Source organism: Novipirellula methanifontis (assembly GCF_052161655.1).
Lineage (GTDB): Bacteria > Planctomycetota > Planctomycetia > Pirellulales > Pirellulaceae > Novipirellula.
Genome location: NZ_CP197418.1, coordinates 3,712,047 through 3,735,276, shown reverse-complemented (window position 1 = coordinate 3,735,276; position 23,230 = coordinate 3,712,047). Strand labels below are relative to the sequence as shown.

Annotated in this window: 19 protein-coding genes; 7 read left to right on the top strand and 12 right to left on the bottom strand. The window is 53.8% G+C overall.

What is annotated here, in order from left to right:
* Positions 1 to 2: 2 nt before the first annotated feature.
* Genes accB through SH528x_RS13075 form a run of 3 tightly spaced genes read right to left on the bottom strand, consistent with a single transcriptional unit; the run spans position 3 to position 2,483 of the window.
* Complete coding sequence (accB, locus tag SH528x_RS13085) at positions 3 to 515, bottom strand: acetyl-CoA carboxylase biotin carboxyl carrier protein (RefSeq protein ID WP_442510966.1); 513 nt, start codon at positions 513 to 515, stop codon at positions 3 to 5.
* A gap of 23 nt (positions 516 to 538) precedes the next feature.
* A complete protein-coding gene (locus SH528x_RS13080; protein WP_442510965.1) occupies positions 539 to 1,624 on the bottom strand; it encodes a M24 family metallopeptidase in 1,086 nt (361 codons plus the stop codon).
* 4 nt (positions 1,625 to 1,628) lie between these two features.
* On the bottom strand, positions 1,629 to 2,483 hold the full coding sequence (locus SH528x_RS13075) for a hypothetical protein (RefSeq protein WP_442510964.1): 855 nt from the start codon (positions 2,481 to 2,483) through the stop codon (positions 1,629 to 1,631).
* 148 nt (positions 2,484 to 2,631) lie between these two features.
* On the opposite strand from SH528x_RS13075, the gene SH528x_RS13070 reads away from it, so the two are divergent.
* Positions 2,632 to 2,853: a hypothetical protein gene (locus SH528x_RS13070; protein ID WP_442510963.1), complete on the top strand. Its 222-nt coding sequence runs from the start codon at positions 2,632 to 2,634 to the stop codon at positions 2,851 to 2,853.
* A 324-nt stretch (positions 2,854 to 3,177) separates the two neighbouring features.
* On the opposite strand, the gene SH528x_RS13065 is transcribed toward SH528x_RS13070, so the two are convergent.
* The 5 genes from SH528x_RS13065 to SH528x_RS13045 all read right to left on the bottom strand — a co-directional run bounded on the left by SH528x_RS13065 (position 3,178) and on the right by SH528x_RS13045 (position 9,317).
* Positions 3,178 to 4,926 carry a hypothetical protein gene (locus SH528x_RS13065; protein WP_442510962.1) on the bottom strand — a complete coding sequence of 583 codons (1,749 nt, stop codon included), beginning with the start codon at positions 4,924 to 4,926 and terminating at the stop codon, positions 3,178 to 3,180.
* Between the two features lie 530 nt (positions 4,927 to 5,456).
* On the bottom strand, positions 5,457 to 5,909 hold the full coding sequence (locus tag SH528x_RS13060) for an RrF2 family transcriptional regulator (RefSeq protein WP_442510961.1): 453 nt from the start codon (positions 5,907 to 5,909) through the stop codon (positions 5,457 to 5,459).
* 43 nt (positions 5,910 to 5,952) lie between these two features.
* Entirely contained in the window at positions 5,953 to 7,206 is a 1,254-nt protein-coding gene (gene dsrP, locus SH528x_RS13055; RefSeq protein WP_442510960.1) for a sulfate reduction electron transfer complex DsrMKJOP subunit DsrP, read from the bottom strand.
* Between the two features lie 192 nt (positions 7,207 to 7,398).
* Entirely contained in the window at positions 7,399 to 8,328 is a 930-nt protein-coding gene (locus SH528x_RS13050; protein ID WP_442510959.1) for a 4Fe-4S dicluster domain-containing protein, read from the bottom strand.
* Positions 8,325 to 9,317 carry a hypothetical protein gene (locus SH528x_RS13045; RefSeq protein ID WP_442510958.1) on the bottom strand — a complete coding sequence of 331 codons (993 nt, stop codon included), beginning with the start codon at positions 9,315 to 9,317 and terminating at the stop codon, positions 8,325 to 8,327. The genes SH528x_RS13050 and SH528x_RS13045 overlap by 4 nt, the downstream gene beginning before the upstream one ends.
* A gap of 209 nt (positions 9,318 to 9,526) precedes the next feature.
* Between SH528x_RS13045 and SH528x_RS13040 the strand changes: the two genes are divergently transcribed.
* From SH528x_RS13040 to SH528x_RS13015, 6 genes are all read left to right on the top strand, one after another.
* Positions 9,527 to 9,793 (top strand): hypothetical protein, encoded by a 267-nt coding sequence (locus SH528x_RS13040; protein ID WP_442510957.1) that lies wholly within the window; start codon positions 9,527 to 9,529, stop codon positions 9,791 to 9,793.
* An 88-nt stretch (positions 9,794 to 9,881) separates the two neighbouring features.
* On the top strand, positions 9,882 to 12,305 hold the full coding sequence (locus SH528x_RS13035; RefSeq protein ID WP_442510956.1) for a molybdopterin-dependent oxidoreductase: 2,424 nt from the start codon (positions 9,882 to 9,884) through the stop codon (positions 12,303 to 12,305).
* Complete coding sequence (locus SH528x_RS13030; protein WP_442510955.1) at positions 12,302 to 13,129, top strand: diheme cytochrome c precursor; 828 nt, start codon at positions 12,302 to 12,304, stop codon at positions 13,127 to 13,129. Before SH528x_RS13035 ends, SH528x_RS13030 begins: the two co-directional genes overlap by 4 nt.
* 32 nt (positions 13,130 to 13,161) lie before the next feature.
* Complete coding sequence (locus tag SH528x_RS13025) at positions 13,162 to 13,896, top strand: 4Fe-4S dicluster domain-containing protein (protein ID WP_442510954.1); 735 nt, start codon at positions 13,162 to 13,164, stop codon at positions 13,894 to 13,896.
* A complete protein-coding gene (locus tag SH528x_RS13020) occupies positions 13,889 to 14,200 on the top strand; it encodes a hypothetical protein (RefSeq protein WP_442510953.1) in 312 nt (103 codons plus the stop codon). The genes SH528x_RS13025 and SH528x_RS13020 overlap by 8 nt, the downstream gene beginning before the upstream one ends.
* 1 nt (position 14,201) lies before the next feature.
* Positions 14,202 to 15,539 carry a hypothetical protein gene (locus tag SH528x_RS13015; protein ID WP_442510952.1) on the top strand — a complete coding sequence of 446 codons (1,338 nt, stop codon included), beginning with the start codon at positions 14,202 to 14,204 and terminating at the stop codon, positions 15,537 to 15,539.
* 73 nt (positions 15,540 to 15,612) lie between these two features.
* Here SH528x_RS13015 and SH528x_RS13010 read toward each other — a convergent pair whose 3' ends face one another.
* The 4 genes from SH528x_RS13010 to SH528x_RS12995 all read right to left on the bottom strand — a co-directional run bounded on the left by SH528x_RS13010 (position 15,613) and on the right by SH528x_RS12995 (position 23,169).
* The gene (locus SH528x_RS13010) at positions 15,613 to 17,058 is read right to left on the bottom strand and encodes a trypsin-like peptidase domain-containing protein (RefSeq protein ID WP_442510951.1); all 1,446 of its coding nucleotides are present in this window, start codon (positions 17,056 to 17,058) and stop codon (positions 15,613 to 15,615) included.
* Positions 17,059 to 17,746: 688 nt separating this feature from the next.
* Entirely contained in the window at positions 17,747 to 18,619 is an 873-nt protein-coding gene (locus SH528x_RS13005; protein WP_442510950.1) for a hypothetical protein, read from the bottom strand.
* Positions 18,620 to 18,737: 118 nt separating this feature from the next.
* Entirely contained in the window at positions 18,738 to 21,455 is a 2,718-nt protein-coding gene (locus tag SH528x_RS13000) for an MGH1-like glycoside hydrolase domain-containing protein (RefSeq protein ID WP_442510949.1), read from the bottom strand.
* Between the two features lie 142 nt (positions 21,456 to 21,597).
* A complete protein-coding gene (locus SH528x_RS12995; RefSeq protein ID WP_442510948.1) occupies positions 21,598 to 23,169 on the bottom strand; it encodes a DUF1559 domain-containing protein in 1,572 nt (523 codons plus the stop codon).
* Between the last annotated feature and the right edge of the window lie 61 nt (positions 23,170 to 23,230).

Here is a 23,230-nt window from a genome sequence, read left to right as displayed (position 1 = left end):
TTTTATGCGTTCGGATCGATACGAAACATCGGCTTGCCGAAGTCAACCGGTTGCTGGTCACTTGCCAGAACTTCGACAACGATTCCGCTGCATTCTGCAGGAATCTCGTTGAAGACCTTCATGGCTTCGACAATACAAACAATCGTGTCTTCGGTCACGCGTTGTCCGACTTTGACAAACGGTTCCGACTCAGGATTTGCACGTGAATAAAACGTGCCAATCATCGGAGCATCAATCGTGATGGTGTTTGCGTGGGCCGATGGTGCTGCCGGAGCCGCAGGGGAGCCTGCTGCCGCCGCGGGTGCAGCTGCCGCCGGTGCCGGCATGTAAACTGGCGCGGCTGAGCCACGATTCAGCTTGATTTTCTCATCGCCTTGCTGGAGATCGACCTCCGACAATTCGTGTTCTTCCATCAACTCTACGATCATGCGAAGTCGATCGATATCGAAAATATCGGAACTTTGCTTTCCGCCTTTACTCATACTTGACTCACCGTCAGAAAGATTGACGTTCATGTTAATTTTGGGATGCGGAAGTTTTACAGCACCAAGCGACAATCATCGAGGCCCTTAGGTAGGGTAGTGAGCACTTCGCAACCAGTTTTGGTCACCAGTACATCATCTTCGATGCGAATGCCAAAATCGTTAGCGATATACACCCCGGGTTCGACGGTCACTATCATACCCTCGGCCAGTACATCTTCACAATTCGACGACATCCGTGGAGATTCGTGGATTTGCAGGCCAATTCCGTGCCCCAAACCGTGGTTAAACTTGTTGCCGAGGCCGGCTTTTTCGATCTCGCCGCGGGCGATTCTGTCGATTTCTTTTCCCTCCACCCCCGGTTTAATGGCGGCAATCGCCGCTAACTGGCCCGCGAGAACTGCCTCGTACGCACGCTCGAATTCACTCGAAACCTTGCCGATCGACAGCGTCCGCGTGATATCGCTGGCGTATCCGAGATACTTGGCGCCCCAATCGATCAGCACGACACCCGTGGTAGGCATGAAAACTTCGCCAGGATGGTAATGAGGCAGGGCCGCCGCGGCATTGAACCCGACAATCGGCTTAAAGCTTGCCGATTCGGCTCCTAAAAATCTCATTTTCGCTTCTAATTCGTGAGCAATCGCCCGCTCGGTCCACTTTGGCGACAACATCGGAAGCAGCGATTGAAAACTACGTTGGGCGATCGAGACGGCGCCCCGTGTCGTTTCGATCTCGGTTTCATCCTTGATCATCCGTTGACGCTCGACCACGCCAGTCGTCTCGATCCATGATATTTCCGGACATTTCTCACCGAGTTGGCGATATTGGCTCAGCGATACCACCGACGATTCGATTCCAATCCGGCTGTGCCCCGAATCCCCCAACACTTGCTTGACCAAATCGATCATCAATTGGCTAGGCGGACGAATTACCGGCGTCAACTCAGGACATTCACTGGCGAGTTGGATCTCATAACGCCCGTCACTCAAAATCGTCGTTTCGTTCGGCCCAACCAATAAATACGAACTGTCACCGGTGAATCCCGACAGATATCGAACGTTGATTTCGTCGGTCACCAACATCGCATCGATCTCGAGCGACGAAAGGGATTGGCGAAACGCGTCAAGTCGTTTGGTCATTTTTTCAGTCGTGGTGCTTGTGAGATTTGGGGTCATAGTCTTTGTGCTTTTGATTCACGTGCACATGAATCTGGGGATAGTTTGTATAGAGCCATCGCCATCCCGATTCGGTCACCAACGAATTGTCTAAATATAGGGACTCGAGATACGGCAACGATGCGAGTGCTTTCAGCCCGTCGTTGTTCACTGCGATGTCGATCAAGTGAACACCGCGAAGCGACTTGATCTCCGCAATGTCGCGAGTGACCTCGTTGCCAAGATTCGGAGATGCAATTCGGAGCTGCCGCAGCTCGGGAATCGACTTCAGCATCAAAACTCCCTTTGCCGTACATTTGGCATGAGGCAAGTTGACATACCACAGCGACTTGCACTGCGCGAGCGTCGCCATACCAGCGTCGGTGATCGGCGAAAATCGCAGCCTGACTTGCTGCAGTTTTGGAAAGCTAGGCAGATTAGCAATGCCATCGTCGGTAATTTTGCCTTGGTCGACGATCACCGTTTCAAGCTCGGCAAGTCCTTTTAACTGCAGCAGCAGATCGTCGTTGATTTCAAAATCCTCGACATGCAGCGTCGTTTCCTTGCCTTTTTCGAGCCGCTCTTGCATCGCCGCAAAACGTATCTGCGGAGACACTGGGGCTGCTTCAACAACTTTGTGGTTGGCATCCGAATAGAACCAGAAGTAACCACCACAGATTGCGGCAACAACCATGACTGTCGCAACAATCGCAATTATCTTGCGTCGAGATTTTGATTCGCCGGACGCTGCGGATGTGCCGTCATCGTCGTGCGTTTCGCTGTCGACTGACTCGTCAACCGAAGTTGGGTCGTTGGATGATGTGTCGTTTGAGTCTTTTTCCATGCCAACGATCTTAGCGACGTCAACTGTGTTCGAGTAGGTCTATCGATTTAGCAATGGAGAGTCTGGAATAACGGGCACACGCTGGATCAGAGAATTTATTCGCGGACGGTGGATTGGGTGACGCGAATACTTGGCGATGGAGTGCAGGTTGTTTCGCGATAGCTTTGCCGCCGACGCCTTTGCCGCCGACGCCTTTGCCGCCGACGCCTTTGCCGACGCCTTTGCCGACGCCTTTGCCGACGATCGTGCAGCAGACGGGCGTGCAGCAGACGGGCGTTGTATCCTGGCATCGGGGTTTTGCCGAAGCAAAACCCCGATGCACAGAGAAATTTCATCGTCGAGCGACTCAGCGAGACGATTGACCCAGTAATCGTCGCCCCAAGACATGGATGCTCAAACCATCACTTGATGGCGTGTGAACGAATCCCGCAATACGTTCACCTACGATGAAATTTCTTAATGTTCGTTCAGCCCCGCGGCTGCATCGCAACCGTGGGTGTGGGATTACCACCTAGCCGAAAGATCTGTCAACGGCGATTCAAGAATCAAGACAACTTTTTCAGTTTCACGGCATGAAACACGGTTCTTAGTCGCCACGGCTAAAGCTGAAAAGCCTGGAAAACTCTCGCTTAAAGCCCCGCCAGGCTGCTAATCGCCTTGGTGTCGATCGCAGCCTGGATTCGCTTGATTTTTGTTAGCGGAGGTCGGTTTGAGGCGACAATTCGTTATCCAAAACCGCTTCGGCAACTTGAGCCGATGCCTCGCCGGCAGCAACCGCTCCGGCCCGCACCAACAATGCTTCGCCTACCGATTCAGGTGCCACAGGAGCAGGAGCTGGAGCCGCTGCGGGAGCGATGGGCCAGACCGCGGCAATCATCTCAACAGCCTGGTTTGCCACTTGAGTGCTAGATGTGGCCACTGAATGGAACCGCGACCCCAGCAGTCGGCCAAGTCGTCGAGCCGAACCTCGGCGAAGTTGACGCTTCATCTTGGGAGCGACGGAATCGACTTTCCAAATCAATTCATCCAACAAGCAGTCTGCCGAAGCTTGAATCACAACCTGGCTAGCGTCAGCCTTCACGACAGCGTCGCTTTCGTCTTGGGCATCCGCCGCGATATCGGCCTCCGTCCACAAGTCAACTTTTTCGACGTGGTTATTGCGATCCAGGATGCAATAAGGCTTGTAGACCAGGGGATAGAAATTCCAGACCTGGAGATCGGCGGATGCCAAATCGTATGGCAGATACTCTTCATCAATCGTGGCGATGATGGCTGCGGAGCCGATGACGGCTTCAGCCGACGCGGCAATTTGAATCGCATCGCCTTCAGCGTCCGACGTTGCCAGTTCCTCGAACTCAGTGATCGCCGCATCAACCGCAGCGACTTCTTCAACCGCAGCGACTTCTTCAACCACAGCCACTTCTTCAACCACAGCCACTTCTTCAACCACAGCCACTTCTTCAACCGCAGCCACTTCGTCAACCACAGCGACTTCTTCAACGATGGCCACTTCTTCTTCGGTAGCCAGTTCGTCGACGACAGCCACTTCTTCGTCGACAGCTACTTCCTCATCGATGGCTAGATCGGCCAATTCCGGTTCGGCTAGTTTAATTTCGGCCGTGGGGATCACGGCCGCTGCAATGGCAGCCACTGCCGTTTCTACTGCGAGTGATTCTTTCTTCGCAGAACCGACCGATGTTTCGCTCTTGGGAGGGGTGGTCGCCATGACATAGTTGCTCGAGAGCAAGTCTTCGGCTTTTTGACCGGGAGCGTAAACATCGATCGGTTCTTCGTCAGCGAGTGATTCTAAATCGCTGCGCATCTCATCGGTGGTCGCGAATTCGCCAACGCAGTGATTGTCATCGGTGTCGACAATCGGTGCGGGCAACGTTCCTTCGTAATAGGAAGGCACTTCCGCTTCCACCTCGTTATCGCTAGACGCCAGAGCGTCATGCGTGCTGCTACTCTTTTCCGCCTGCTGCTGAAGACGCGAGATTTCCTCGAGCGAGCTTTGAGCAAAAGGGGCGACCATCGCAAACGGTTCGATCATTTGTTGGATCGAAACTCGACTGCGGCGACTAACGCTTTCCGCAACGGCAAACAACGCGTCCAGGACCGCACTCGACTCAGGTGCGTCCGCCTGCTTCACCTCGTTCGCCTCATTTACTTCACAAGCTTCGGTCACATCCGAAACAACCTTTTCTACATTCACTTCTTGTGAAGTTGCGGAAAGCGTTGACATTCCCAGCGGACCCGAATCATGAGTCCCCCATCCGCACCACTGATCAAATCCATTCACCGACGAATTGAGCGGTGCGACGTCCGTGGCGGGATCAAAGTTCACATCCACTGCATGGCTCCCATTGGAACCTGCGACAGTGATGCCGGCGATGAAACATGACAATAGGAAGCGGCGTACACGCTGAGTTAAACAAATTTTCATGGATAAATCCTCCTGATTAAATTCTGCATACCTCGCAATGTCCTCGACGAGGGACATGGCCGGAACTCTCGGAAAGAGCCAGCGAGGTACGCAGCGGACGTCGCTAGCGAGGGCGACTCGATGCGGATGGGTCTGGCGGGAAATTCCACCGATTAAAACGCTCTCAACGAGCGACTGGGATTAAAAACAAAACTCGTTAATCTGGCGGAACAATAAGCATATCGGCGACTTTTCTGACTTCGGCTACATTAGCGACCACGAAAACGATAACGATCGCATGTGACCGTTCCGGTCGTAACGGCTGAGAAGAGCCAGGACTATGTGGCGGATTTCCGCAAAAGTTCGCCAGCCCTCTCGGACTCGTATTTCTTGCCAAAAACAGACCAGCTGACCTCCAACACGACGCGTCGTTCGCTTAGCCCGAAGGAGCGGCACTCAATCATCCGCGTCGCGACGCTCGCCAAAGCGTGAGTCCCACCGTCTGGCGACAGTAGCGACTAACAATAGCTTGGTTGACCTTCCACACAAAGCTACTGCGAAGGACGCAATCGCCAATTCGAATTGCCTTTGTCCTTGAGATAGGCTTTGCGAAATGCATCGAACGTGGTGTTGTGAAGCACCGCGTCGGTTGCTTTGCGAACGTCCGCTAAGCGATCATGCAGCGGACACTTTTCCCCGACGCCACAGACACCGCCGCCAAAAGGGCAGTGCGTCGAGAAATCTTCTCGCTCGAACAATGTATAGACATCGTAGAGCTTGACTTCACGCGGGTGCATCGCAAAGGTGAACCCGCCGCCTGGACCACGCGTTCCCTCAATCAATCCTGCTTGCGAAAGCGTCGAGAGAATTTTCCCAAGAAAAGGGCGTTGCAAGCCGCGATCTTCAGCGATCTCGGCCGCCGAAAGTCGCGTGGTTCCGCCGTCATACACCTCCGACAATCGGCTAAGCGCAGCAATCGCCGTTTCCGTCGCTTTTCCGTACATGAATCAACTCGATGAAAGGGGGACACCGACAATCGAATCGAGTTTAGTGCGATGCCGCGTCAGATCCTTGATGGCTCAACTGTCCTGTAAACACATTAGCGATCAATCTTAACATCACCGTCAAAATCAACAATCCGAAGGCCCAGATCCCCGCGGTTACTTTCCACTCCACCAAACTAGGGGTGTATTCGACAATCTCGTGTAACGTCGAGGGAATGAACCCAGGAATAATCAAGCCCATTCCCTTTTCAATCCAGATCCCCACGATCACTAACAAGCAAGCCAAAATTCGTATCGAACCTCGCTGCAGCGCCGCGGGAGTAAAGAACAACACCGTGCCCAGCAGATTCATTGCGATCGCGGTCCAAATCCAAGCGACCAAACCATGATGGCCATGCAACCCAAAGAACAAATATTCGGCCGACACACCATGCGCACCGCCGGTGTAAAAAAGCGTAAAGATCTCGCTCGCCAACATTACTAAGTTGATCACCATGGCAACGCGAATGATCTGGATCAACGTCCTTGCTGGACCAGGCGGTGCCGAATAACCGCTGGTAATACGCAGCACTCGCATCACCAAAATGATGAACGCGGGGCCACTGACAAATGCGGATGCCAAAAACCGCGGCGCAAGCAGCGCGGTATTCCAGAACGGACGTCCGCCCAAACCGCAATACAGAAACGCCGTGACTGTATGGATGCTGATCGCCCAAACAATCGACAGGAACACAAACGGCATGTACCAAACGGGATTCGGTTTGCGTCCTAAATAACGCATATAGAGTAGGTAGCCGACGATATGCAGATTGATCACCAAATAACCGTTCAGCACGATCACGTCCCACGTCAACATCGAGATCGGCCAATTAAACCTGCCAATCCCCGGGATCAAATGCCAAAACCGATCGGGACGCCCTAGGTCCACCAGCACGCTGAGTGTACACATCACGATCGCGGCAATCGCAACCGCCTCGCCAATGATCACGACCTTATGCATCTCTTCGTCGTCGTACAGATAGGCGGGAATCACCATCATCACGCCGCCCGCGGCCAATCCAACACAAAACGTGAAGTTTGCGATGTACAATCCCCAACTGACATGGTCCGTCATGTTGGTGGTGATCATGCCCGCGGAAACTTGGTTTGCCCAAGCGTTCGCACCGACCAATGCCACCGCGGTCAACGCCGTCATCCAAGCGTAAAACCCGAGCGAACCATCGGTCGCCAAAGAGAGCGAGCGTCGCAGGAATGCGGGATAGCTCAATATCGCGGAAGGTTTATCGATGGTGCTCATAGGATATTTGCCAGTCGCAGCGAGCCTGCCGCTAAGCAGGAGTCTTTCAGTATATTGGCCGCTTTGACGCTAGCCACGGTTCCGACATTCAACCGGGGCTAGCGCCAAAACGGCTAACGGGATTTCACCCAATGATTCCTGCCTAACGGTTTAGCAGACTGTTGATTAAATGATGGTCGCATTGCTAAATATTTATTTGTCGAAAAAGTAGAAGAACGCTGGCTTCGTGCCTAATTCTTCCTTCAGCACATACACGCGTTTGTTTTCAAGCAGCCAGCGAATATTGGAATCAGGATCCAAGATATTGCCGAACACACGTGCTCCGGTGGGACATGCCTCCAAACACGCAGGCAAACGACCACGTCGAGTCCGGTGCAGACAATAGGTACACTTTTCGACCACGCCCTGAGGCCGAATGCGATTGCTCAGGTAGCCTTGATCAGGGTTCACTTCCTCCGCCGGCACCTCGGGCTTCTTCCAATTGAAACGACGGGCGTGATAGGGACAGGCAGCTTCGCAATAGCGACAACCGATACACCAGTTGTAATCGACAACGACGATTCCATCTTCTTCCTTCCACGTTGCCTGGACCGGGCACACGTCAACGCATGGCGGCTCGTCACACTGTTGGCACTGGACCGGCAAATAAAACTTGCCATCGTCCGGAACGGAATGCGTGTACGTCGTGTTGCCTTGTTCCATGTCCATCGTGCCCTTGGGCATCTCCAGCACACGGATATAAGACTGGTTGGTCGCGCGATCGTGATTATTTTCTTTGTGACACGCTTCGACGCACTTGCCGTTACCGTTACAAACACTCAAGTTGATTGCGTAAACGAACTTCGTGCCGGGGATGGGACGATCATCACCGATCGTAACATCCGCACCATACTCCTCTTTCGTCTCCTCCTCGAGACGCGCAATCACTTTGCGTTTATCTTCGTCGCTCAACTCTTGATAATGTTGCTGCATAAACTCCGCAGCGGTCGTTTCCTTGGCAGCGTGACGAAGTGGCGAGATCGCACCGACAAACGCCGCAGCACCAAGTGTTGCAAAACCACCTTTGACCGCGGTTCGACGAGTTACAATCGGCAACGATTTTTTCAATTGCGAATCACTCATACCGCCCACCCCTGGTTCAAAAGTCGAATTGGATCATCGCAATCTTCAGTGAGCCGTGACGCGTAAGCGGCCGGGTCTCGCACGCTCCATGTATTTTCGTGAGCCGACGGCGCTAGCCGCGGGCAATTGAACGCCGATTTCACGTCGCCCGCGGCTAGCGCCGTCGGCTCACAAGAACAGTCGGAATTCAAAGGATTGACCGCTAGCATGTCGCCCAATCCACTCGGTCCCAGACTTTCCATCGGATTCGCCGTAGCACCACGAGCGGCACCATGATGCTCATCCGCGGGCGGACTTAGGAAGCGATCGCGTGGTTTAAACGTCGGCTTCATCTTCGGGAACGCAGGCACGTGCGGATCATGGCAATCGATACAGTTGTTTCGCGTCTGCGGGCCACGCGTCAGGTCCCAATAGCCATTCATCCCACCGTGGGCACCGTGTTGATAATCACGCCATTGAGAACCGTGACACTGTGCACACAATGTCATCACATCGACATATTCGACTGTCGTGCTATCCGCCAACCGCAGCGTGTCAGCATCACCGGAATTGTGACATGAATAGCAGGTCGTCGATCCGTGCGCAAACGACATGCCTTGATGAAATTGATCCAAGTCCGCTGGCGAACGATTGGCAAAGTTAGGCTCACGAACGCTGTGACACGTCGAACATGCCACCGTACCCGAGCGACCTTGCGGATCCATCACACCTGAATCGATTCGTGGCGGCCCATCGGGACGCCGAATCGTTGCCACAAACAAACCGGCTGAGTTTTTTGAAGCAACTGCACCTTCAAGTGTGCCCTTTGGCACACTTGGCTTTTTGTGTGCGGTGGCGTCACTTAATTGAGACGCGAGTGTTTGTTGTGGTGAAGCATCATCCGTCTGCGATGCTTCTCGGATGTTCCCATTCGCAACAAAAAGAGCGACGGCGAGCCACCCCAGTAGCAATACAAAGACTGCTAATCGATAGATATTTCCTTGATACACGCAGTCCTCTCATTGCTTACAAGAACGAGCCTGCGATTGAAGGCTTGTCATGAACGTTGGCGTCAACGCAGAATAGGATCTTATCACTTCCACAAACCTATTCAAGACAAGTTGGTCGTTTGTTATTGTTTAATTTGGACAAATTGGTATTTTATTTAGAGACAAGCTCGTCGCTCTTCTTTCGCTTTTTACCACTCGCGATTTCTAACATGCCCATCAGTGGACTTGTCGTAACCCTTTCGGATAGCGATACCGAGCGTGCCGATGCAATCGATGCAATGCGTCGCGAGCCGCGAATTGAATTGGGGATCAGTGAACTCGAACAAACGGTTGCTTCGCGAATCCCAATCGTCGTTGACACTCAATCCAATGAAGACGACAAACAAGTTTGGCAATGGCTAAACGATCTTCCGGGAGTCGTCTTTGTCGATGTGGCATTAGTTGGCTTCGAGGACAACTCAAACGACGATTCGTAGCACCAGCGGTTGGCCTGCACTACGACGAGTATTTACCGCACGATTCCTAATCATCTCCACTCGCATCAAAAACTATCAGGACGAAACGATGGACAACGATCGCCGGGCATTCATGAAACAGGCGGCCATGGCAGCAGCGACTGCCGCAGCCACTCGATCCGGCAGTGCGTTTGCGTTGCCGGTGGTCGATCCCACAGAAACGGACGCTTCATCATCAATCAATTGGAACAAGGCTCCCTGCCGTTTTTGTGGCACCGGATGCCATGTGCAAGTCGGCGTGGAAGAGGGACGGGTCGTTGCAGTGGCCGGCGACAAACATGCCGATGTGAACAAGGGCCTGCTGTGCGTCAAAGGCTATCACGTCGGTGGCATATTGTACGGCAAAGACCGTTTGACCAAACCGCTATTGCGCGACGGCGATTCGTACAAAGAGATCGATTGGGACGAAGCAATCGATATCGTTGCCAAACGAATCATGAAGTCGCCCAAGACGTTTGCCTTTTACGGCTCTGGCCAATGGACGATCCCGGAAGGCTACGCCGCTCAAAAATTCATGAAGGGCGGGCTGTCGAACAATCACATCGATCCCAACGCTCGGCTCTGCATGGCGTCGGCAGTAACCGGTTTCCTGGCGACCTATGGCGTTGATGAACCGGCCGGATGTTATGCCGACTTGGACGAGTGCGATGTGGTGATCACCTGGGGAAACAACCCTGCCGAAATGCACCCCGTGCTCTTCTCGCGAGTCATCGATCGGCGATCCCAGGGCGAAAAGGTACGGTTGATCGATATCGGCACCCGCCGCACTCGAACGACCGACGCAGCGAACGACTTTCTGATGATGAAGCCGCACGGCGATGTCGCGATCGCATTGGGGATCATGCATCTGCTGATTGAAAACGGAACCTACGACAAGACATTCGTCGAGAACTTTGTCAACTTCCGTGCTCCGGAACCGGAAAACCCAACGCTGCAAGGCGAAGCGATCTCGTTTGACGAATACAAGAAGCGAATCGCAAAATACACGCCCGAACATGTCTCCGAATTATCGGGATTGTCGGTCGAGCAAATCCGCATGCTCGGCGATCTGTTCGGTAATCCAAAACAGAAAATCACCAGCCTGTGGTGCATGGGGATGAACCAGCACACGATGGGAACGGCGATCAACAGTTTGGTGCACGGCGTCCATTTCTTGAGTGGGCATTTCGGCAAACCAGGCGATTCGCCCACCAGTTTGACCGGGCAACCGTCGGCCTGTGGCACCGTTCGCGAAGTCGGCACGTTGGCCCATGCGTTGCCGGGCGGACGTGTCGTTGCCAAAGACGAACATCGCGCTCAGTCCGAAGAGATCTGGAACATGCAACCCGGCCGCATCGATGCGGTCCCTGGTTACCACACAGTAAAAATGTTCGAGCAATTTACCAAGGCCACCGACGAAGGCGGCGACATCGACACGATGTTCGTCCAGGTCACCAATCCGGGCCAAACGCTGCCTAATTTGAACTTGCTGTTCAATGACAAAGAAAACCTGAAGGACAAATTCCTCATTGTTTCGGACGTCTACCCAACGGCGACCACACGGCTTGCTGACTTGATTTTGCCTGCCGCGATGTGGGTAGAAAAGAACGGCATGGTCGGTAACTCGGAACGACGAACTCAGCAATGGTTCAAGATGGTCGATCCGCCTGGCGAAGCTCGCGACGATTGTTGGCAAACGATCGCAATCGCTCACCGCATGTTTGAACTCGGTCACGAAGGCATGAAGGACAAAGACGGCAAGTTCATCTTTGCGGTTCAAGACGAGGACGGCAAAGAGGTTCCGGTGTGGGAGTGGGAACACTACTACGACGTCAATGTCGACAAGGCACTGTTCGAAGAGTACCGCAAGTTCACCGTGATGAAACACAAGAATTTGGCACCGTACGAAGAGTATGTGAAAGCACGCGGGTTGCGTTGGCCGGTCGTCGAACAAGCCGATGGATCGTGGCGTGAAACGATGTTCCGCTTCGCCGGTTTTGATGATCCGTTTGTTGCTGAAGGAAAAGAGATCGACTTTTATCATTCGGTTACCGACGACGGTCGAGGCCAGGTTTGGTTCCACGATTACCAACCGCCACCCGAGGTGCCTGACGAAGAATACCCGCTGTGGTTATGCACCGGCCGCGTGCTTGAGCATTGGCACTCGGGAACAATGACGCGGCGTGTTTCGCAATTGAACCGCGCAATGCCAACTGCCTATATCGAAGTCCACCCGGACGATGCATCGGCGCTGAATATCCGTCAAGGCGAAGTGGTCACGGTCGAATCTCGTCGCGGTACCTGTGACTTGCCCGTCTGGATTAACGGTCGCGGGAAACCGCCCAAGGGATCGATTTTTGTGCCGTTCTTTGACGAATCGAAACTGATCAACAACGTCACACTCGAAGCTCACGACCCGTTCTCGAAGCAGCCGGACTACAAGAAATGCGCCGTGCGAATTCGCAAACAGAGCGCCGAGGTCGCGAAGCGATGAACAACGAAACTGAATCGAAAAACGTAGCCGCTCGCGGTTCGATCGCCTTCCTTGTCAGTGTCATCGGCATTGCCGTGGTCGGTTATTTCGTCGGCATCAACGACGGTGTTCCGCACGAAGACTTTGAGCAACACGCTCCGTGGTTGTCGTCGCAAGTGGAGGGGACTGACCAACGGTCCGAAACTCCGTCAACGTCGACGATTGCCGCAGTCACTTACGCTGAAATGCGTCGTAGCCAGACGGGACCGACGGGTCAGTGGAAGCCGAAACTCGACCAGATCCCGCAGCCTCAATACGATTTGTTCGCGGAGATCAAACCAAGCGAAGAGGACAAGTTGCAGTCGACGCTGACGCGTGCGTCTCGCCGGGCTTTCAACGGAGCTCCACCGATCATCCCGCACGTGGTCGAAGGCACAAATGACGCGGCTTGTTATGCGTGTCACGGTGAAGGCAAACGTATCGAGAACCGAGTCGCGAACCGAATGTCGCACGGATTTTTGGCAAACTGTGTTCAGTGCCATGCTCCGCCGCCCCCGAAACCGTTCACCGACTTTGATACCGAGGTGCAAACCACCTTTGTTGGACTACCTGCACCGCTCAACGGCGAACGTGCCTTCCCCGGCGCACCGCCCACAATCCCGCATTCGACTTGGATGCGAGACCAGTGCTTGGCGTGTCATGGCGGCACCGCGGGCTGGGCAGGCCTCGAGTCGACGCATCCTTGGCGAACCAATTGTCTACAATGCCATGCTCCCTCCGCAACGCTTGACCAGTCGATCGTGCCAGGCAAAATCGGCTTCTTGCCGGAACCCAACGTAAAATAGAAACGTTAAATAGAAACGTGAAGTAGACTCGCATGTCAAATCAAGAACCGCCTCGCGATGGTCTTTCTCGCCGAGACCTTCTGCACGGTCGGTTGTTTGGGCATCGAGACTCTGAACCGACCGCAGAGCCACCAGCAGAAACCCCGCCGCCCGAGCGGCGTCATCCACCGTTGGTGATGCGGTACCCGCGGACGACTCGCGAAGTCGGTGCTGTGGATGCGGAACCGGAAAAGTCGAGTACGCCAAACGCTGCGCGTCGCCGCACGATCCCCGTCCTGCGTCCTCCCGGAGCGATCGACGAAGAGAGTTTTCTGAACGAATGCACGCGATGCAATCGTTGTATCGAAGTCTGCCCTCACGACGCGATCATCCACGCTCCACCGCGAATGCGTGAAGCAGCCGGTACCCCGATGATCGATCCCGACCATCAACCGTGCATGATGTGCGACGATTTTCCTTGTATCACCGCTTGCGAACCGGGCGTGTTGACCACGCACGTCCGGCCGATGATGGGAACCGCGGTCGTTACCGAGCATTTGTGCCTGGCGCACCACGGAACGACCTGCACCGTTTGTAGCGAGCGGTGCCCCGTCGAAGGTGCCATCCAAGTCAGCGAGGGAAAACCGAAGGTCAAGGAATCCGCTTGTACTGGCTGCGGTGTCTGTCGCTATGTGTGCCCTGCCCCGGAAAACGCTATCCTACTGATGCCCGCGTTCATCCGCCCGACTCCGAAAACAAGACACCGAAGCAAGCCACTCGATGAATGAATCACACGACGTGCCCGATCCAAACGAGACCCCTGAAATCCTCGAAGCTCACTGGGATCGCGAACAAGTGGTTCAGCTGTTTCACGACCTAAGTGAAGGTGCCAACGTTCAACACGTGCAAGTGCGTGCTGCGTCCGACGGTCGCGCACAAGATCAATCGGTCACGCTTCTCGAGGCCAAAGAGTTGCTTGAGCAAGGCGAAGCCCGTGCGATTCAAATCCGCTACGACTTTGACGGGCAGAATTGGTGCGACACGTTGATGGTCAAACCCGACGAAGTCCACATTATCCGCACGCGGGTGTAACGTGACCGAATCGGCGAGCATTCCATCAACCCGCCATCTTGCAGTGCGAGCGTTCTGTGCGGTAGTGGCAATCCAGTGTCTGATGGTGGACTCTGCGTCGGCTCAATTGTCGTACGAACGAACGCCAATTGAGTACTCAACAACGGCTTCGAACGATCCGGTCGCTCGCCTGCTCACGCGGCTTTCCGCAGAAAAACAATCGCTTTCTAACGACGAAAAATACGGCTACCTCCCCGCGCTGCTTCGTGAACTCGATGTCCCCGTTGATTCACAAACGCTGGTGTTTTCCAAAACCAGCCTGCAGCGGCATCTGATTTCACCTTCCAACGCCCGTGCGATTTACTTCAACGACGAAACCTATATCGCTTGGGTTCCCGGCGGCGAAGTCATCGAGATCGCATCGACCGATCCGATGCTCGGCACCGTGTTTTATACCGTCGCGCAAGGGCAAACGAACACGACAGGCAAATTGATTCGCCACAACGACCGCTGTTTGTTCTGTCACGGATCGACCGACACGGGCCGCGTTCCCGGACTGATCATGCAATCGGTCTACACCAATGCCGATGGTGACCGCGTTTTTCCATCGCGTTCGATTCCCACCGACCCGCGAGGTCCACTCGCAGGCCGCTGGGCAGGCTGGTACGTGACCGGCACGCACGCTGCACAATCGCATCTTGGTAACTTGATGCTGTCGTCGGGCGATGAAGTGCAGCCAAAAGAGTCGATCAACACAGGAAATATTGTTGACCTGTCACCTTGGCTCGACGTTTCCAAGTACCTGATTCCCGACAGCGACCTGATCGCCTTGATGGTGCTACAACACCAAGTCTCGATGCACAATCGGTTGACCGAGATCAATCACAAAACACGGCTGTACCAAAGCGACGTAAAAACCATTCACGATGCGAATGACAATGCCCCCTCTCGCCCACCAGATGATCGCGAATCGGATGAAGATGCCTTTGTTTTCAGCCAGTTAGCCGAGCGGCTCGTGGATGGATTACTGATGGTCGACGAACCTTTGCTGAGCGACAAAATCAGCGGCACAAGTTCGTTTACCAAGAGTTTCCAAACGCGAGGACCGACGGATTTGCAAGGCCGCAGTTTGCGGCAATTCGATCTTCGTACGCGGTTATTCAAGTACAGATGCAGTTACCTGATCTACGGCGATTCGTTTGATGCGATTCCCGATCCTGTCCGAACGCGTGCCCTGCAGCGACTGCGAACAATTCTGAGCCAAGATTCCCCCGAGGCCAAGTACTCATCGATGTCCAGAGAGGAACGAACTGCGATCCTGCAAATCCTGGACGCCACTAAGCCCGAGTTCCGCCTATAACCGCAAAGCAGACTTCGCGGTGATCACCACTACTGGCTCCCAGGCTCCTAGCCTGGGAACGAGCGTCCTTGTCCTACTGGGCATCTTTCAAGTGAAAGAACGTTGAGTCAGGAATCACCGACATCGCGACGTCATCGTGTTGCCAGCGCACGTTCAGCGTTCGTTTGCCGCGGCCTTGAAAGTAATCGAGCCTAAACGGCACAAGACCCGCCTGCAGACGGACGACACATGATTCTTCGAGTGCAGGATGATCGCCATCGTTAACGACCAAGTCGCGTCCGCCGATCGTCAACCGGCTGCCATCATCCGAGGCAAGATTGAATGTGTAGACGCCACCCGTGGGAACATTCAAAAAACCATCGAAGCGAATCGCAAAATATTCATCGCGTGGCTTGACCGCTTCCACATCCAGCCCCATCGCGGTGCCGGTTTCCTGCCCCAGATCACGAAAAGCCATTTCCAAGGTGTTGTTGAATGTCCTTGGTTCAAGCGGAAACGCGGTAATGGATAAACCTGGCTCCGTCGCGTCAGCAATCTCCTCGTCCACATTTGCGACCGACACCGCTTCGGCTAACTTCAAACTCACCTGCATCCGCTGGTCGCCACGCACCACATCGAACTGAACTGTCTCGCCAGCTTTCCGTCCCACCAGTGCGAGTGACCATTGGTACGCATGCAGCGTTTCATTCCCGTTGACTTTCACCACCTGGTCACCGAGTTGCAGCTTTGCATCGGCCGCAGGTCCTGCATCGTCAACCGAGGTCAATGTCGGTGGATCAACAAGCGGATCAACGTCACATCCCGCAGTAATTCCATCACGAGCTTCGATCGCCAGTACTCGTGGGATCAATTCGCGAATTCGGTCAGCTCCCATTGCCAAGCCGAGAGACTCGGCATTGGATTGCTGACGCAGTGCCATACCGATTTGAGCTCCTTCGGCGTTCACAAGCGGACCGCCTGAATTGCCTTGAAACAGCGGCGCCGATGTTTGCACCATGCCTTGCGTATAGACTTGGCTCTGCAATGAATAACGATTCAGCCCGCTCAGAATACCTTCGCTGACTGTTAGTCCCACACCACGAGGGTTCCCGATCGCCACGATCGGTTCGCCGAGCATCAAATCGTGGCTGCGACCGATCGGCAACGTTGGCAGCGGATCGCGAGAGAGGATACGGATGATGGCGAGGTCATAAGCTTCGAGTTCGGCGATCGGCTTGTAGCGAAACTGTTTCCCCTCGCTGTCCTGAACGATTCCAGCGGCAGCCCCCGTGATGACATGCGACGCCGTCAACGCATACCCCGCCGAATCGATCGTACTGGCAGACCCCGCACGACCTTGTTGTTGCCCGAAATCGTCCTTCCCCAAAAAAGCAAACACCGACGTCACTGCCGGAACAGCTTTTTGCAGCATGCGAACTTGCGGCGTAAAACGCGGGCTATCAGTCGAAACCGAATGTTCGGTTAACGCCTCGCTAGGCTCATCCGCACGTAGCGTACAAAGCGATGGGCAGGCCATCATCAAAACGAATATGAAAGTCAGTGGAAACAGTCGGAACAAAGCAGAGACCCTTCATATAAAAACGCAACAAGCAACTCCGAAGCAGCCAATGATACAAGATAGTTGCCAATCCGAGTGCAAGCCCCTGGAGAAGCACTGGTTGATGCAAGAACCGACAGCCGAAGACACAACACGCAATTGATTCGCGTTCATTCGCGTCATTCGCGGGCAAATCCTTGCCAGACTCAATTCACACCAACTACCAAACATCGACATCGCTTGCTGTCGCCCCTCCGGGGCTTCGCATCATTCTGGTCTTCGGTTTCCTGGGGCTTTCGCCCCAGGCTACATGCTGCCGCCACTCCGTGGCTAAAAATCGCAACTACGAAACTTACTCATGGGCTACATGCTGTTGCCGCTACTCAGGCTCGAGAGACGCGTGAAACTCGAAAGATTGACTTCGCTGGTTGACTCTTGTCACCATCCGGCGAAGAATCCTTTCGGTTTGAACGGATTCCCTTTTGGAGACAGAAGTATGTGGGCTCGATTGTTATACGGTGCTGGACTCGCCCTAGTTGCTGCCCAATTATTTGCGCAAGCTCCGATCTAAGATCGCTATCGCAGCTAGTGCGCTACGACGTCGTCTCCGGGTTTGCTTCTCGAGTTATTGCATGTCGTCGCGTTGCGATTAGGAACGGGCAGACCAACCCTAGTTGTTACTGGGCAGCTTGAAGCCTGTGTCTTCTAACAGTCGACGATCGCGGCGATGGCGTGCCCCTGAAAAAAATGGTTTCATCGGCCAAAGCTGCTTCCACGCCATTAAATAGGCGCCGACGAAGGTGGCTCCGTATTGCGGTTTAGTGAGCTGCGTGGGTGGACGATAAGGCGAATCTTTCATTGCCGCTGTGAATCCATCGTGAGCGCCGCCAATGTATCGCAGATACCCACGTGCTTTGGCGTATTCAAATTCAGCTGTCATCCCCGCAGAAATATAGGCGGCGACGTCGCCCTCGAATTTCTCGTCGAGTCGATTCACTGGCCGACGCCCGAGCGTGTGATGTCGCTTGAGTGCTTGATGAGCCGCGAACAAATCCTCGACGTTCTGAATCCGAGGATGCTGTGTCGACAAATAGCTCGACGGGACCGGAAATGCCCCAATCGTCTTCTGGTTACCGGTGTTGATCTCACTTTCATCATCAAACCGCGTGCAGAACTCCGTAAAACTTTCTTGCAAACTCCAACTGCCATTCTGATCGGCATACACCACGGCGGAAACGGCGGCCGTCGACTCGGCTCGATTGAGGAACACCACGATCAAACTTTTGACATTCGTGACCGCTTGCGGCAAAAAGAACGTCCCCTCGTTGCTAAAACCCAAACGAGTGAGTGATTCATGAACTTCGAAAAAACGCTGGCGGACGACTTCCGGCAACGGCTCCTCGGGTGGGACGGGTTCAATGGTTGGAAACGCTTCGGTGCGAAACGTCGCGAGGATCAACAGAGGAAGTCCAAGCAAATAGAGCAGAGGAAGTCCAAATAAAATCAGCGTGGTGGTGGTAGGCAGCGAGTCAAAGATATCCATGTGCAGGACCGAGTGGATGGAACGACGGTATTGGCCAATGAGACGGTTAATGAGCCGAGAACTTGATTTCGCGCCGCTGACGCTATTTTCGCGGATTGAAAAGCGACTCTGAAACCGGCTACCTTCGCCATTCGTCGATCAGTGAGGCCACGAGTCCTGTCCAGCCGGTTTGATGATTTGCACCTAAGCCTTCGCCGGTTTCGGCGTTGAAATACTCGTGGAACAACAAGCAGTCACGCCAATGGGGATCATGTTGCATCTTTTCACGCTGACCATAAATTGCGCGGCGTCCATCGCCATCGCGTGTGAACAGCGAGATCAAACGATTGGCATGCCCCTCGGCGACTTCGGACAACGTCATGGTTTCTCGATCCGCGTCCGGTTCTGCGGGCACCCTAATGCTCTCACCGTAAACTTTTGAGAGTTTTCGCAGCGATTCGATCATCAAAAAACTGGTAGGAAACCATATCGGTCCACGCCAGTTCGAGTTTCCGCCCTTCAGCCATGTCGTCGACTCTGCGGGATCGTACTTGACGGTTTGATCCCCAAATGAAAACGGATGATCCTGGTGATGTTTTGACAAACTTCTTAACCCGTAGGGACTCAAAAATTCTGAGTCATCCCACAAGACCTCCACGATCCGGCGAAGCTGGTCTGCATCCACAAGCGAAAGCAAATGCACTTTCCCCTCTGCATTCTCGCTCGTCGATAGGCAAGCCTCGGTCAAGTGGCTGCGGTTTCGCATAAACCACTCAAGATTCGCCTTGAACTCGGGAAACTCGGAAGTCCAAGCTTCTTCCAGTCGCTCGACAGCATACAGCGGAATCAGACTGACCAACGAACGCAACCGGAAACGATGATAGGATCCATCGGGATAACACAACGCGTCGAAAAACAAACCGTCTTCTTCGCTCCACAATTCGTAATCTCGGCCCCCCATGTTTTTCATCGCTGAACCGATGTAAACGTAGTGCTCGAAAAACTTGATCGCCAACCCGACGTAGGTCTTGTTCTCTTTGGCCAGTTCCAATGCGATTCGCATCAGATTCAAACAATACATCCCCATCCATCCTGTCGCATCCGCTTGTTTCAGCGACGAACCATCGCTGGGCGGCGTGCTGCGATCAAATGTGGTGATGTTGTCCAATCCAAGAAAACCACCTTCAAAAACATTGTGACCTTCGGCATCAACCTTGTTGACCCACCATGTGAAATTCAGCAATAGTTTGTGAAAACACTTCTCTAAAAATTCCCGGTCTGCACGTCCGGTCTGGATTCGATCCATGTTGTAGACACGCCAGATCGCCCAAGCGTGTACAGGAGGATTGAGGTCACTGAACTCCCATTCGTAAGCGGGGATCTGCCCGTTGGGATGTTGAAATTGCTCAAATAACAGCAACCACAATTGCTCCTTCGCGAACTCGGGATCGACAAGTGCCAATGGGATGCACTGGAACGCCAAGTCCCATGCCGCGAACCACGGGTATTCCCATTTGTCCGGCATCGACAAGATTCGCATCGAATTGAGATGCTTCCAATGTTCGTTGCGAATGGTATGGCGAGACGCTGGCGGCTTGGCTCGTGAATCATCCCCTTCGAGCCATTTGTTGACATCAAAATAGTAGAACTGTTTCGACCAGATCATCCCGGCCAGAGCTTGACGCTGAACAAGTCGCTCGTCCTCGCTCGCTTTGGGTGGGTGCAGTTCGCCGTAAAACGTGTCAGTTTCCGACTTCCGCTGCTGGACCACCGCATCGACGCCTTGAATCGCATCCGGGATTGGACGATCGGTCAATCGCAAACGAATCACCACCGACTCGCCCGCTGGGACGGTGACGTTCTCGTAATGCACACACGCCTTTGTACCCACTTCGTCGGGGTTCACGCAGGATTCGCCGTTGATCACGTGGCGATGGAAGGCGTCTTTGACAAACGGATTAGGATCGGGACATCCATACAGCCGCTCGCGGTGCGTTTCATTATTCGTGAACAACGGCTGGCCGCCTGACTCGGCATACAGGTACCGTTTACCCAGAGCATAATCGGTCAGCAAGTTAGACATCGGCGTGGCGGTTGAGTCGTCGGCGATCAGACACGCTTGTCCGCTGGGGTCTCTCGCGTTTCGAATCGAGGGCGGCGGTCCCGGAACATCACCCCAAGACCAAGTGTTTCGGAACCATAATTGCGGCAGCACATGTAGCGTCGCCGGTTCACTGCCACGATTAAAGACTTCCACTCGGACGCAGATGTCCTCGGGATCTTCCTTTGCATACTCAACAAAGATGTCAAAGTAGCGATTGTCGTCGAAGATACCAGTATCCAGCAGTTCAAATTCAGGCTGTTCGATGCCGCGACGCTGACTCTCGTCGATAAGTTGCTGGTAGGGAAATTTGGCTTGCGGGTATTTGTAGAGATATTTCAGGTACGAGTGAGTCGGTGAGGCATCCAGGTAGTAGTAATATTCGCGTACATCCTCACCGTGATTATTTTGCTGGGGCACGACACCGAACAAGCGTTCCTTGAGGATCTCGTCTTGTCCGTTCCAAAACGCCAAAGCGAAGACGAGCAATTGGTAGCGGTCACAGATTCCCGCCAATCCATCTTCGCCCCAGCGATAGGCTTTGGATCGTGCCTGATCATGGGTCAAGAAATCCCAAGCGTCGCCGTTGCTGCTGTAGTCTTCGCGAACCGTTCCCCAAGCCCGTTCGCTGACATAGGGTCCCCAAGACCGCCAATTCCGTGTTTTTAATCGATCTTCGTCCAATCGATTTTGCTCCGCAGAGAGCGGAGATTTTCGTGGACGGGAATGACGATCAGTCGATGTTGCTCGTGTCATAGAAGTCAGCCAAGATGAGTATCATGTTGAACCACTTAATAGCTTCACGATCGCTTATTGTAGACACTGCGTGCAAACAGGGTTGCCCCTTTCCCGGCAACCTGGAATTTCGCAGAAAATGTTTATCCCTGAAAACCTCGGGCTAAAACCGAACGATTTCTTTGCCGTTGTAAGTGAACAGGGCCTTTAGAGTTTCAACAGCGATTTCCTTCGTAACAAACCGCACCGATCCATCCGCCAATAGCACGTGAAATCCACCTTGATGTGTATTGCCTAACTGAGGCAGCGGATTATTGATATCGATCTCGACGTCGGCGGGCTTGGTCCACGGCACGGCAATCGATCGGTTGGTTTCCACCACCATGATCGTATTGGACAAGCCATCGAGCACCTCTTGAAACTTGCGTTCGCCTTGCTCTGGAAAAAGAGTCTCCGGGCCGACGGGCAATTGGAACACGGTGTACCCAGGCTCTGCGGGAACACTTGGATCGACGTAAGTTGCAGGCATCCGCGGCAACAGTTTCAAGTTGTGCTCACTGTCCCACGGTTCGTCCAAGTGGAACTCGTCATAAAGGGCTTGCTCTTCTAGAAAGGGCAAGAGTTTCACACGCCAGCTCAGCAGTGGCTTACCGTCGGCATCACGAATCGCGCGATCGGGGAGCGCACGGTTCAAGGAGTAATGATTGTGCATCGCCAGCCCAATTTGTTTCATCCCATTGCTTGCCGTCATTCGGCGTGCGGCTTCGCGAGCGGCTTGGACGGCCGGCAACAAGAGTCCAACCAAGACTCCGGTGGTGGCAAAGTTGCTCTCAAGTTGGACGTTCACGCGATCACCTGATTTGGTAGGGCGAATCGCATCGGCCAGCTTGGTCGAAACTCGGGCAGAATACTTGATCGTGGCCTGGTCCACTTCCGTCCCCTGCAAAGCGCTCGTCATCACCATTTGCATCGCGGTATCGCGTCCAAAGTCGATCGAATCATTCAAGATTCGTTCTAATTCGGTGGCCGCATTGTCGTCTTGGGTGATCGCCGTCACACTCAAACTGCCGCCTAAGATTTGGTAGTCCATGTTGACAATCAATGCATCGGTTAGTTCTGCGAACTCGGTTAGCTCGCGAATTTCCTGCGGCATTTTCCCTGCATTCTGTCGAAGTAGTCCGCTAACGATCGGCCGAATCCCTTGCATTGCAACCACTGCCGTCACCCCTTTTTCAGGCTTGATATCCGATACCAATTTGGGCAATTGCCCGGCTTCGCCGCTGGCCTCGACCATTTGCTTTAGATAACCGCCTACGCCAACCATCAACGTTCTTGCATCCTTACGATAAAGCACGGTTCCCGGCGGACCATTGAGCGGAAGAACGGAGAGTCCATCAATCTGTTGCGGATCGGTAGAGCGAAACAATTTTGGGTTCAAATCGTCAATGTCGTAGTCCTGAGACAACTCGATCACGATGCCACCTTGCGGGCCGGCGGGACCAGGAAAACCGACGATCATCTTGACGTTGGAGATATGCAGAACATCGACGCCGACATTTTCTTGCAGATAGGCTTGAGCGATCTCCGTCGGAAACATCTCCATATTGGGATCACTGAGAATCCGATTGACCGGCACGAAGACGGCCGCAATCGCATCATCTGGGATATACTGGCTCGACAGTGCCGAACCCTCCGCCGCTCGCCCGATGCTTGAAACAACACTACTAGTCAGCAACAAAAGCAAGGGTATGAAGAAACGATTCCGGAACATAGTGAACTCTGAAACGAGGGGAAAA